Origin of the sequence: Trinickia diaoshuihuensis (genome assembly GCF_003390925.1) — a bacterium.
In the GTDB taxonomy this organism is placed as follows: Bacteria; Pseudomonadota; Gammaproteobacteria; order Burkholderiales; family Burkholderiaceae; genus Trinickia; species Trinickia diaoshuihuensis.
On the sequence record NZ_QUBS01000087.1, the window covers coordinates 183,440 to 195,799 of the forward strand.

Here is a 12,360-nt window from a genome sequence, read left to right on the forward strand (position 1 = left end):
TAAAGTATTGGGGCCGGGACGCCGTAATCCCATGGAGCCATGCCGGTCGGCATCCGCGCCCCCACATCGCGCCAACGTTTGCGCGCTCTCGGCCTGTCATCTTGCACTTTCGTCTATGCCATCGACCGTGATCGATCAGAACGGCATTTGCGCGGCTCCCGTGCGCGCCGCCTTCAAAGCGCTGTACCTTGTCTCGGGCGCGGCCGCGCAGCTTGGCGCGCACGGCCTGCGCGTCGAAGACAGTCAGTGGCAGGCCCTGGCGCAGGCCACCCGCAACGCGAATCAGGCATTGCAAGCCCACGAGGATGCCGAAAGCGACGCGATGATTGCCATCCGGCGCCTGTCGGCCGTGTGCGATTCACTCCTCGAACGTCACGCGACCGGCCATGCGTGCCCATCCACCGTTTGGCGCGATCTGATGCGGGCCGGGCGCGAGGCTTACGAGCAATTGGACCTGTAAATCGATACCCGTCCGCGAGATCCGGCTATCGATCGGCGAGTCCGCTCGTCGCGGCGCGTTGACGCAAGAGACCGAGCACCGCGTCGCAAAACGGCGTGGGCACGTCGAGCCGCCGGCCCAGTTCCGGAAATACGCCGAGGATCGGATCGATCTCCAAGGGACGTCCCGCTTCTAAATCTTGCAGCATCGAGGTCTTGAACGCACCGAGTTCACGCGTGACGGCAACGCGTTGTGGCGCCGACATGCCTGTCGAGAGTCCGAGCCGCCGGCCGATCGCGTCGGCTTCCTCCATCATCCGCAATGCGAGCGAGTGGGTGAGCGGATCGTCGAGCAGACGATCGGCGGTCGAGCCCGTCAATGCGCTCAGCGGATTCATGTTCATGTTGCCCCAGAGCTTGGCCCAGATTTCGTTGCGGATATCGTCGGTTGCGCTCGCATCGAAACCGCCTCGCGCAAGCGCGCCGGCGAACGCGCGCGCGGCCTGGATGGAGCCGGGGTGGGCGGCGCCCACGATGAGGCGATTGCCGCGCCCGCGCTTGACGACGCCCGGCTCGATGACGGCCGATGACAAATGAACCACGCAGCCGATCGAGCGTGCCGCGGGCAGCACGGCCGATACCCTGCCGCCCGGATCGACCGCGTGCAGCGGTTCGTTTTGCGGGAGCCCCCGGAGCCCTTGCGAGAACCACCACGGCAGCCCGTTCATCGCGCTGACGACGAGCGTTTCAGGACCGATCAACGGACGCAGCGATTGCGCAAGAGCCGGCAGGGCTTGCGCTTTGAGCGCGACGACGACGATGTCTTGCGCGCCGAGCGCGTTCGTGTCGTCGTCGGCTTGCACTGGCACGATGCGATCGGGCTGACCTTCTGCCACGATTCGAATGCCGTGCGCCCGGATTGCCGACAACGTACGGCCTCGCGCCAAGACCGATACGCGGTGGCCCGCCTGCGCCAGCGCGGCCGCCAGCAATGCGCCGATCGCGCCGGCGCCGACGACGCAAGTGCGCACGGGCCGCGCGCCGTCCCGATCATGCAGGTCCATTCGCTTACTCCTTGTATGACGGATCGATCTTATCCACCTGGCGCAGCAGGGCGTCCAGCACATCTTGTCCCGCGCCATGAGCGGGATCGAACTGCAGCGCGTCGTGCGTGCAGCGGGCCGCGACCTCCGGGGCGACCGGGCGCGCGTTGCCGAGCGCCGCGGTGGCCAGTTGGATCTCGCAGGCACGATTGAGCGTCCATAGCCGCGCGAAGGTCTGCGCAATGGTCGAGCCGATCGCCAGCAGGCCGTGATTGCGCAAGATCATGAGGCGGCGCGTACCGAGATCGGCCACGAGCCGCGGACCCTCGTCGGCGCGCACGGTGATCCCTTCGAAGTCGTGATAGGCAACCATGCCCTCGATCTGCGCCGAGTAGAAATTCGTATTTTCGAGCCCTTGCTCGGAGCAGGCGACGGCTAAGCCCGCTGTCGTGTGCGTGTGCATGACGCAATGCGCGTCGGCGAGCGCGCGATGGATCGCTGCGTGCACCACGAAGCCGGCCGGGTTGAATCGGTGCGCCGACGGCTCGACGAGGTTGCCGTCCAGGTCGATCTTGAGCAGATTCGACGCGGTGACCTCCGAATAATGCAGGCCGAACGGATTGATCAGGAATTGCTTGCCCGGACCCGGCACGCGCACGGTGATGTGGTTATAGATAAGCTCGGTCCAGCCGAGCATGGCGAAGATGCGATAGGTGCCAGCCAATTGGACGCGCAGTGCGCGTTCGGTTTCGTTCATGGCCATCTCCTGAGCGCTGGGCGCAAGCGGGATGGAGTCAGCATAGTCCAAACTAGTTGCGCGCACAACCAATTGGATGGAAAGCGGCGCACCGCGCGAGATGGGGCCTGGGTGGGGCCGGAACGTTCGGATGATCGACAGGCGGGCGGCGCGAACGACATGGGCTCACCGGCAAGCGCGGCCTAAGGCCGTTTGCCGGTGAGCGCAATGCGGGTATGAACCGATGAAAGAGATGGTGCGAGGAGCGGGACTCGAACCCGCACACCATTGCTGGCGTCAGGACCTAAACCTGGTGCGTCTACCAATTTCGCCATCCTCGCGCCGAAGCAGCAGGGCTTCGATGTGTGGCTTGCTTTCATGGCGCCGCGAGTAGCGGCGCGCTGCATGACCGAAAGCGTAAGCGCGAGATTCTAACCCATCCGCGCGCGCGCCGCAATTTCCTGGCTACTGACTTTCGGACAACGCATGCGCGATCACCTTGTCGAGCGCTCGCCCGAGCACTTGCGCTTCGGAAGCGTCGAGACAGGCGAATAGATCGGCGTTCCACTTGCGCGCGATCGGCATCACTTTGCGAAAGAGCGCACGGCCTTCAGGCGTCAACGAGATCACGACGGAGCGTCCGTCGGCGGCACTGGGCGCGCGGGCGATGAGTCCGCGTTGGATCAGCGCCTCGGCCGCGCGGCTCGCCTGACTCTTGTCGAGGTTCGCGTGCTTGGCCAAGTCCATGATCGAAAACGGCCCGAACGAACCGACCGAGGCGATGACGCGCGCTTCGGGCAGCGTAATGCCGAGCTTCGTTTGATAGCGTTCGCTGATGCCTCGATCCGAGAGCTTGTTCAGCACGTGCATGCGATAAGTCAAAAACTGTTCGAGCCCGGCTTTGGCGGCGGCCTTCATAGGTCGTATCGATCTCGTCGAGAGTGAGCGGGAAAGAGGCGTCGGGCATTGATTGTTGCCGCATCGGGCGGGGCCGGTCAACGCGGTCTTTCCCCGGTGTCGGCCCGCGCCCCGCGCTGATACGCGGAGCGCGGGCCATCGTCAAGCGCAGAACTTCAGGCGCGCCAATTGTTCGGCTTCATTGGCCAACAGGCGAGCCGCATCACGAATGGCGGTATCGAGCGAAATCGGTCCCGGCGCGGGCGAGAAGCAGCCGCAGAAATGCTCGCTCAGGCGCGCGAGCGCGTTTGGATCGACGCCGCCCGAGAGCAACGTGGCGGGCACGCCGGCCGCGCGCGCATGACGGCACGCGATGAACGGTGCCTTGCCGCGCAGCGTCTGCGCATCGGAGCGGCCCTCGCCGGTGATCAGCCAATGTGCGCCGTCGAGCGCCGTGTCGAGCCCCACTTGCGCGGCGACGACTTCCGCGCCGGGCTCGAAGCGCGCGCCGAGCAGATGCAGCGCGAAGCCGAGTCCGCCGGCGGCGCCCGCGCCGGGGAGGGAGCGTCCCTCGCGGCCCAGCGCGCGTTGCGAGAGTTCCGCGAAGTGACCAAGGGCCGCGTCGAGCGCGCCGGCGCGCTCGGGCGTGACGCCTTTTTGCGGCCCGAAGACGGCCGTCGCGCCATGCTCGCCGGTCAAGGGGTTGTCGACGTCCGACATGGCGACGAACGATGTCTGCGCGAGCCGGGAATCGAGTCCCGATGCGTCGACGCGCGCGAGCTTGGCGAGCCCCTCGGGCGTCGGCTCGAGCGCCCGCCCATCGGCGTCCAGCAGTTTCAAACCCAAGCCGGCGAGCAGCCCCGCGCCGCCGTCGTTCGTGCTGCTGCCGCCAAGCGCGATAAAAAAGCGCCGCACACCGGCATCGAGCAGCAACCGGACGGCTTCGCCCATCCCGCGCGTGCTGCGCGCCTCGACATCGGTTTGCATCGCCACCGCATCGGTGATGCCGACGATCTCGGCCGTCTCGATGACCGCGCTACCGTCGGGCAATACGCCGACGGCGGCTTCGCGTTCGGCCTGCGCGGCGCCGCGCACGCGCACGATGCGCCGCTCGCCGCCGCGCGCGAGCATCGCGTCGAGCGTGCCTTCGCCGCCGTCGGCCATCGGGCACAGCCGCACGCTCGCATCGGGCAGCGCGCGCCGCACGCCGTCTGCGATGGCCTCGGCAACCGCTTGCGCGCTCAATGAGCCTTTGAACGAATCGGGGGCGATGACGACGGTAGGTGTGCTGCCGGGCATGGTGTCTCCGAGGGAGGGGCGCGGTGCGATCGATGCGCGGGCGCTCGGTTTTAAGAGGTGTGCTCGAGTACGAGCTTATCAGTGCGCGCGCGCCGTTGGATATGCGCGCGCGCATGTCAGGGATTGCCCGGGGGCAATGCGAACGGCCGCGCGTTAGCGGCGGCGATCGTTGCGACGAATGGCGCAACGGGTGTGGCGGATGTGTCCCAGGGCGCTCGCCGGTCCTAAATCGGGGTTGCAGCTATCAATAGTTTGCTAGAATGTCCGATTCTTCCGATCCAAACCGTGCCGTAGGCGGCGAGATTCAGGCAGCCTGGGGCGGTGATTGCGACCCCCCTAGGCGAGGCGCAGGCACGTGGGCACGGCGAAAGATAACCGATTCGCTTGAATAATTTAGGACGATTGAAGCCATGGCTAACGTTGTTGAAAACCTCGGCAAGCTTGAACGCCGTGTGACGATTTCCCTGCAGAAAGACACCGTGCAGAAGGAAATCGATTCGCGCATCCGCCAACTCGCGAAGAACGTCCGCATGCCGGGCTTCCGCCCCGGCAAGGTGCCGCTGAAGATGGTGACGCAGCAGTACGCCGGGCAAGTCGAAGCCGAAGTGCTGAGCGACAAGGTCGGCAAGCAATTCTTCGACATCAGCCGCGCCGAAAATCTGCGCGTGGCCGGTCAGCCGAGCTTCAGCCCGAAAGAGGGTGCGGCCGATGATACGTACGCGTTCGATGCGACGTTCGAGGTTTATCCGGAAGTGAAGATCGGTGACCTGGCGAGCGCCGAAGTGGAGCGCTCGGTCACGCAAATCACGGAAGCCGAAGTCGATCGCACGCTCGACATCCTGCGTAAGCAGCGCGTGCACTACCACGCGCGCGGCGAGGCCGGCGAGCACGGCGACGGCGGCGCGGATCTCGCGGCCAAGAACGGCGATCGCGTGACGGTCGATTTCGTGGGCAAGCTCGATGGCGTCGCGTTCGAAGGCGGCACCGCGGAAGACTTCGCATTCGTGCTCGGCGAAGGCCGCATGCTGCCCGAGTTCGAGCAAGCCGCGACGGGTCTGTCCGTCGGCGAACAACGCGAGTTCGATCTGAAGTTCCCGGACGACTACCACGGCAAGGAAGTCGCGGGTAAAACGGCGCAGTTCACGATCACGATGAAGAAGATCGAGTGGCCGCACCTGCCCGAAGTCGACGCCGAATTCGCGAAGACGCTCGGCATTGCCGACGGCGATTTGACGAAGATGCGCGCCGAGATCAAGGAAAACCTCGAGCGCGAAGCGAAGCGCCGCACGCAGTCCTTGGTGAAGAACCAAGTGATGGATGCGCTGTTGAAGGTCTCCGAGCTCGACGTGCCGAACGCGCTGATCGAGCAAGACCAGCAACGCCTCGTCGAAATGGCGCGCCAAGACCTCGCGCAACGCGGCGTGCCCAACGCGGCGGATGCACCGATTCCGGCCGAGATGTTCAAGGAACAGGCCGAGCGTCGCGTGAAGCTGGGCCTCGTGCTGGCCGAACTCGTCAAGCAGAACGGCCTCGAGGCGAAGCCCGAGCAAATCCGAGCGGAAGTCGAGGAATTTGCTAAGAGCTACGAAGACCCGAAGGAAGTGATCCGCTGGTATTATTCGAACAAGCAGCGCCTCGCCGAAATGGAAGCGTACGTCGTTGAAAGCAACGTCGTCGAATTCGTGCTCGGCAAGGCGAAGGTGACGGACAAGGAAGTCAGCTTCGAAGCACTGGCGAGCGCCTCGGCGCAAGCGTAAAGCATCGCCCGAAACGGCGTGCGGGCTGTCGAGGCGACGGCTGCACGCCGTTTTTCATGCCGCGGCAGGTTTATCGCGTCGCGGCGGGCGGTCTTCCTTGCCGTTTCAAGACCCATTCCGAACAAGGATCCATTGCATGATCTCTCGCGCTCAACTGTTGGACACGTTGGCTTCCCACGCGCCGCGCGATTTCGAGGCGCAAGCGCTGGGGCTCGTTCCGATCGTCGTCGAAACGAGCGGCCGCGGCGAGCGTTCGTACGATATCTATTCGCGCCTGCTCAAGGAGCGCGTGGTCTTCATGGTCGGCGAAGTGAACGACCAAACGGCTAACCTCGTCGTGGCTCAGTTGCTGTTCCTCGAGAGCGAGAATCCCGACAAGGACATCAGCCTGTACATCAACAGCCCGGGCGGCTCGGTATCGGCCGGGATGGCGATCTACGATACGATGCAGTTCATCAAGCCCGACGTCTCGACCCTGTGCATGGGGCTCGCGGCCAGTATGGGCGCGTTCTTGCTGGCATCGGGTGCGAAGGGCAAGCGCTTCGCGCTGCCCAACGCGCGCGTGATGATTCACCAGCCGCTCGGCGGCGCGCGCGGCCAGGCGTCCGATATCGAAATCCAGGCTCGCGAGATTCTGTATTTGAAGGAACGGCTCAATCAGTTGCTCGCTCAACATACGGGACAGCCGGTGGAGCGTATCGCGCGCGACACCGACCGCGACAATTTCATGTCGGGCGAGGACGCACAGGCTTACGGGCTCATCGACCAGGTGCTCCAAAAGCGCCCCTGACGCATGGCACGCCGGCCGGCGCTGCCCGGTAGTTTCCCCGTAGGTGCGACGGCTGACTCAAGCGATGTTATAAATGGTCGATAATAGGTCTGAGCGCCGACGTCATCGCCACACGCGTATGCCGTCGCGCCGGCCAGCCGATTTGATCCGACCCTGCGGTAGGGCGGCAAGCGGCGTGCCAGTCATTCGAGTGTCCGGAGGCTCGTATATCCATGGCGGACAAAAAAGGTTCGAACAGCGAAAAGCTGTTGTATTGCTCGTTTTGCGGCAAGAGCCAGCATGAGGTCAAAAAGCTGATTGCCGGCCCGTCGGTGTTCATCTGCGATGAATGCATCGACCTGTGCAACGAGATCATTCGCGACGAAGCCGCGGGAGCAGGCACGGACGCAGGCTTGTCGAAATCCGACCTGCCGAGCCCGCAAGAGATTCGCGATATCCTCGATCAGTACGTGATCGGGCAGGAGCGCGCGAAGAAAATCCTGGCCGTGGCGGTGTACAACCACTACAAGCGGCTCAAGCATCTCGACAAGAAGGATGACGTCGAGCTCTCGAAGAGCAATATTCTGCTGATCGGGCCTACGGGTTCGGGCAAGACGTTGCTCGCGCAGACGCTCGCGCGGCTTTTGAACGTGCCGTTCGTCATCGCCGACGCAACGACGCTGACGGAAGCCGGCTACGTCGGGGAAGACGTCGAGAACATTATTCAGAAGCTGCTGCAAAACTGTAACTACGAAGTCGAAAAAGCGCAGCGCGGGATCGTCTACATCGACGAAATCGATAAGATCAGCCGGAAATCGGACAACCCGTCCATCACGCGCGACGTGTCGGGCGAGGGCGTTCAGCAGGCGCTGCTCAAACTCGTCGAGGGCACGATGGCGTCGGTGCCGCCGCAAGGCGGGCGCAAGCATCCGAACCAAGACTTCATTCAGGTCGATACGACGAACATTCTCTTCATCTGCGGCGGAGCGTTCGACGGCCTGGAGAAAGTCATTACCGACCGTACGGAAAAGACCGGGATCGGTTTTGGTGCAAGCGTAAAGAGCAAGCAGGAGCGCGACGCCGGCGAGGTGCTGCGCGAAGTCGAGCCCGAGGATTTGATCAAATTCGGGTTGATCCCCGAACTGATCGGCCGTCTGCCCGTCGTGGCGACGCTCGGCAAGCTCGATGAAGCGGCGCTGATGAAGATCCTGGTCGAGCCGAAGAACGCCCTCGTGAAGCAGTACAACAAGCTGTTCGCGATGGAGCGCGTCGAGCTCGAAATTCGCCCGGCAGCCTTGCAAGCCGTGGCGCGCAAGGCGATTCGGCGTAAGACGGGTGCGCGCGGCCTGCGTTCGATTCTGGAACAGGCGTTGCTCGACGTCATGTACGAATTGCCGGCGATGAAAGGGGTCAGCAAGGTCATCATCGACGATAACGTCATCGATGGCGACGGCAAGCCTCTGCTCATCTATGAAGAAGCGCCTAAGGTAGCGGGCTCGAATTGATTGGCCCTAAAGCTTTCGCGGGAATGGCCGTTCATGGAGACGTGAACGGCTTTTTTCGTTTATCTTGTGGGTAATACTGACTACTTCTGAACGCATCGAACTTTTCCCACACGCGCAGGCTTGCAATTCGTACCGCGGGCCTCAACTACCGAACGAACTGATTCCACTCATGGGGAAATGAAATGTCAGGAACCCAACTCCTCCCTCAAGAGCGCATAACGCTCCCGTTGCTGCCATTGCGCGACGTCGTCGTTTTCCCGCACATGGTGATCCCTCTTTTCGTGGGGCGGCCGAAGTCCATCAAGGCGCTCGAGGTTGCGATGGAGGGCGGCAAGCACATCATGCTTGTCGCACAAAAGACCGCGGCCAAGGATGAGCCGACGGAAAAAGACATGTATGAGGTGGGGTGTATCGCCAACATCCTACAGATGCTGAAGTTGCCCGACGGCACCGTGAAGGTGCTCGTCGAGGGCTTGCAGCGCGCGAAGACGCTTTCGATCGAAGAGCAGGAAACGCAGTTTTCCTGCGAAGTAATGCCGCTCGAGCCCGACCACGCGGATAGCGCCGAAACCGAAGCGCTGCGCCGCGCGATCGTCTCTCAGTTCGATCAATACGTGAAGCTGAACAAGAAGATCCCGCCGGAGATTCTCACGTCGCTCGCGGGCATCGACGAAGCCGGCCGTTTGGCCGACACGATCGCGGCGCACCTGCCGCTCAAGCTCGATCAAAAGCAGCACATCCTCGAGATGTTCCCGGTCGTGGAACGGCTCGAGCACTTGCTCGCCCAGCTCGAGGCCGAAATCGACATTCTTCAGGTCGAAAAGCGCATCCGTGGCCGCGTCAAGCGCCAAATGGAAAAGAGCCAGCGCGAGTACTACCTGAACGAGCAGGTCAAGGCGATTCAGAAGGAACTCGGCGAAGGCGAAGAAGGCGCCGATCTCGAGGAGCTCGAGAAGCGCATCGAAGCCGCTCGTATGCCGAAGGAAGCCAAGAAGAAGGCCGATTCGGAGCTGAAGAAGCTCAAGCTGATGTCGCCGATGTCGGCCGAAGCGACCGTCGTGCGTAACTACATCGACACGCTGATCGCCTTGCCGTGGCGCAAGAAGAGCAAGGTCAACAACGACCTGTCGAACGCCGAACGCGTGCTCGACGAAGACCACTTCGGGCTGGAAAAGGTCAAGGAGCGCATTCTCGAGTACCTCGCGGTGCAACAGCGCGTGGACAAGGTGAAGGCGCCGATTCTGTGCCTCGTTGGGCCTCCGGGCGTCGGTAAGACGTCGCTGGGTCAGTCGATCGCGCGCGCGACGAATCGCAAGTTCGTGCGTATGGCGCTCGGCGGCGTGCGCGACGAAGCCGAGATCCGCGGTCACCGCCGGACCTACATCGGTTCGATGCCGGGCAAGATCTTGCAGAGTCTCACGAAGGTGGGCGTGCGCAATCCGCTCTTCTTGCTCGACGAAGTCGACAAGATGGGGATGGATTTCCGCGGCGATCCGTCGTCGGCGCTGCTCGAAGTGCTCGATCCGGAGCAGAACCATACGTTCGCCGATCACTACGTCGAGGTCGATTTCGATCTGTCGGATGTGATGTTCGTGGCTACGTCGAACTCGCTGAACATCCCGCCGCCGCTGCTCGACCGGATGGAAGTCATCCGGCTGTCGGGCTACACGGAAGACGAGAAGGTCAGCATCGCGCAACGTTATCTGCTCCCGAAGCAGAAGAAGAACAACGGTTTGCGCGACGGCGAGATCGAGGTCACCGAAGCCGCGATTCGCGACATCATCCGCTACTACACGCGTGAGGCGGGCGTGCGTTCGCTCGAGCGTGAAGTGTCGAAGATCTGCCGCAAGGTCGTGAAGATGTTGCTGCTGAAGAAGGCGGAGGGCGCCGTGAAGGTGGATGGCGGCAATCTCGATACCTTCCTCGGCGTGCGCAAGTACGACTTCGGTCTGGCCGCGAAGGAAAACCAGATCGGTCAGGTTACGGGCCTCGCATGGACGGAAGTCGGCGGCGATTTGCTGACGATCGAAGCCGCGGTGATGCCGGGCAAGGGCAACGTCATTCGCACGGGTTCGCTCGGCGACGTAATGAAGGAATCCGTCGAAGCGGCACGTTCGGTCGTGCGCTCGCGTTCGCGGCGTCTTGGCGTGAAGGACGAAGCGTTCGAGAAGCAGGACATCCACATCCACGTGCCCGAAGGCGCGACGCCGAAGGACGGTCCGTCCGCCGGTATCGCGATGACGACGGCGCTCGTGTCGGTGCTCACGGGTATTCCCGTGCGAGCCGATGTGGCGATGACGGGCGAAATCACGCTGCGCGGCGAAGTGTTGCCGATCGGCGGGTTGAAGGAGAAGTTGCTGGCGGCGCATCGCGGCGGCATCAAGCTCGTGCTGATCCCCGAGGAGAACGTCAAGGATTTGGCGGATATCCCCGATAACGTGAAGAACGCGATCGAGATCGTGCCGGTTCGCTGGATCGACAAGGTGCTGGAGCTTGCGCTCGAACGGTCGCCCGAGCCGCTGGCCGAGGAAGAAGTGAAGGCCGCGCCGGTTGCCGAAGCGTCGAAGGACGCGGGAGCGGGCGAAGTCGTCAAGCATTGATCAGTTCTGACAGCCGCCTTCGAGCGGCGCCGTAAAAAGCCGCGAGTGATGCGTGATGCGTTACTCGCGGTTTTCTTTTGTTTATTCGCGTCTATCGATTCCCGCCACGCGCGAATCAGGCACAACCCCCGTTGACACTCCCGTTTCGGCTACTTTTAATGGGACAAGCGCAGCATCGACTGCGCTTTCTTACGGCCGGCTAACGGCCCATTCAGATGTTGGGAAACAATCATCATCGGGGATTCGGATGAACAAGACGGAACTGATCGACCACATCGCGGAACAAGCGGATTTATCGAAGGCGGCGGCGGGACGCGCGCTGGACGCCTTGATCGGCGGCGTGAAAGGCACCCTGAAGAAGGGCGGCACGGTTACGCTGGTCGGCTTCGGCACGTTCGCGGTCGGCAAGCGCACGGCGCGCACCGGCCGCAATCCGCGCACCGGCGCGGCCATCAAAATCAAGGCGGCGAAGGTCCCGAAATTTAAGCCTGGTAAAGCGCTGAAAGATGCGCTAAACTAGCGGGCTCGCTGGTTGTGGATGTCTAAGCGTTCTCAACCCAGGCGAAATCAGCAAGCGAACGGGTGCTTAGCTCAGTTGGTAGAGCGGCGCCCTTACAAGGCGTAGGTCGGGAGTTCGAGCCTCTCAGCACCCACCATCGTTCGCGAGCGAAACATGCCGGGTCCTCCGCGATCTAGCTCAGCACCCGAAAACCCGCGTGGGCATTATGGCTCCGCGGGTTTTTTGTTGTGCGCCGTCTTTGCGGCGGCATGTGCTCGTCGCCTATCCGCCGGTGCCGCTTCATCAACGCGCTCGCGCTGCGCCTCGCGCGGTGGCGGCCGCCGCGGCTCCCTCCATCCGTCGTCCGTATTGCCAATACCCGTGCGCCCGCGAAACCTGACAGGTTGACGAACGGCTGGCTTGAATTTATTGATGAGTTGGAATGCCGCAAGCGCGCTGACAGGACCGATGCCAATTGAAGCCACGCGCGCAAGGCGTATCAATGTCCGGAAAAATAAAAAACTGTCATGCAGATCGATCAAGCGGTGCCCGTTCAGAGGCGGTACACATCCATCTATGTCGACGGGAAAGATAAGACGGATCAAATCAGCGATTGGAAGCTTTGGTGGGGCGATAAATGTGAGTTGATGTTGACATGCCGTTTTCCGTCCGGAAAGCCATACTCCCGTCCGCTGAGCGAATGCCAAATCATCCCTACCGAGGTGGCGCAAGGCCAACTCCTCGCAAAGAAAGGGAGTTCGGTATTTGATGCCGTCGAAAAGGTGGTGATCTACGGCGGCAAATATGCCGTCGTCCA

Annotated in this window: 11 protein-coding genes and 2 tRNA genes; 7 read left to right on the plus strand and 6 right to left on the minus strand. The window is 62.7% G+C overall.

The window, feature by feature from the left end:
- Positions 1–115 precede the first annotated feature (115 nt).
- A complete protein-coding gene (locus DXT59_RS25410) occupies positions 116–460 on the plus strand; it encodes a hypothetical protein (RefSeq protein WP_116140416.1) in 345 nt (114 codons plus the stop codon).
- A gap of 25 nt (positions 461–485) precedes the next feature.
- Here DXT59_RS25410 and DXT59_RS25415 read toward each other — a convergent pair whose 3' ends face one another.
- The 5 genes from DXT59_RS25415 to DXT59_RS25435 form a co-directional block, all read right to left on the minus strand.
- On the minus strand, positions 486–1,502 hold the full coding sequence (locus tag DXT59_RS25415) for a 2-dehydropantoate 2-reductase (protein WP_116140418.1): 1,017 nt from the start codon (positions 1,500–1,502) through the stop codon (positions 486–488).
- 4 nt (positions 1,503–1,506) lie between these two features.
- Positions 1,507–2,244, minus strand: coding sequence for a class II aldolase/adducin family protein (locus DXT59_RS25420; RefSeq protein ID WP_116140420.1), 738 nt, complete (start codon positions 2,242–2,244; stop codon positions 1,507–1,509).
- Positions 2,245–2,471: 227 nt separating this feature from the next.
- Positions 2,472–2,558 (minus strand) — tRNA-Leu (locus tag DXT59_RS25425).
- A gap of 124 nt (positions 2,559–2,682) precedes the next feature.
- Positions 2,683–3,135: a MarR family winged helix-turn-helix transcriptional regulator gene (locus tag DXT59_RS25430; protein ID WP_116140422.1), complete on the minus strand. Its 453-nt coding sequence runs from the start codon at positions 3,133–3,135 to the stop codon at positions 2,683–2,685.
- Between the two features lie 141 nt (positions 3,136–3,276).
- Positions 3,277–4,413, minus strand: coding sequence for a glycerate kinase family protein (locus tag DXT59_RS25435; protein WP_116140424.1), 1,137 nt, complete (start codon positions 4,411–4,413; stop codon positions 3,277–3,279).
- Positions 4,414–4,823: 410 nt separating this feature from the next.
- On the opposite strand from DXT59_RS25435, the gene tig reads away from it, so the two are divergent.
- From tig to DXT59_RS25465, 6 genes are all read left to right on the plus strand, one after another.
- Positions 4,824–6,170, plus strand: a complete 1,347-nt coding sequence (gene tig, locus DXT59_RS25440; RefSeq protein WP_116140426.1) for a trigger factor — start codon at positions 4,824–4,826, stop codon at positions 6,168–6,170.
- Positions 6,171–6,306: 136 nt separating this feature from the next.
- Complete coding sequence (gene clpP, locus DXT59_RS25445) at positions 6,307–6,960, plus strand: ATP-dependent Clp endopeptidase proteolytic subunit ClpP (RefSeq protein ID WP_116140428.1); 654 nt, start codon at positions 6,307–6,309, stop codon at positions 6,958–6,960.
- 212 nt (positions 6,961–7,172) lie between these two features.
- The gene (clpX, locus tag DXT59_RS25450) at positions 7,173–8,444 is read left to right on the plus strand and encodes an ATP-dependent Clp protease ATP-binding subunit ClpX (protein WP_116140431.1); all 1,272 of its coding nucleotides are present in this window, start codon (positions 7,173–7,175) and stop codon (positions 8,442–8,444) included.
- A 182-nt stretch (positions 8,445–8,626) separates the two neighbouring features.
- Positions 8,627–11,044: an endopeptidase La gene (lon, locus tag DXT59_RS25455; protein WP_116140433.1), complete on the plus strand. Its 2,418-nt coding sequence runs from the start codon at positions 8,627–8,629 to the stop codon at positions 11,042–11,044.
- 247 nt (positions 11,045–11,291) lie between these two features.
- Positions 11,292–11,564, plus strand: coding sequence for an HU family DNA-binding protein (locus DXT59_RS25460; protein WP_116140435.1), 273 nt, complete (start codon positions 11,292–11,294; stop codon positions 11,562–11,564).
- A gap of 60 nt (positions 11,565–11,624) precedes the next feature.
- Positions 11,625–11,700: transfer RNA gene (locus DXT59_RS25465), tRNA-Val, on the plus strand.
- Positions 11,701–11,767: 67 nt separating this feature from the next.
- On the opposite strand, the gene DXT59_RS30805 is transcribed toward DXT59_RS25465, so the two are convergent.
- Positions 11,768–12,085 carry a hypothetical protein gene (locus tag DXT59_RS30805; RefSeq protein ID WP_162878240.1) on the minus strand — a complete coding sequence of 106 codons (318 nt, stop codon included), beginning with the start codon at positions 12,083–12,085 and terminating at the stop codon, positions 11,768–11,770.
- Positions 12,086–12,360 lie beyond the last annotated feature (275 nt).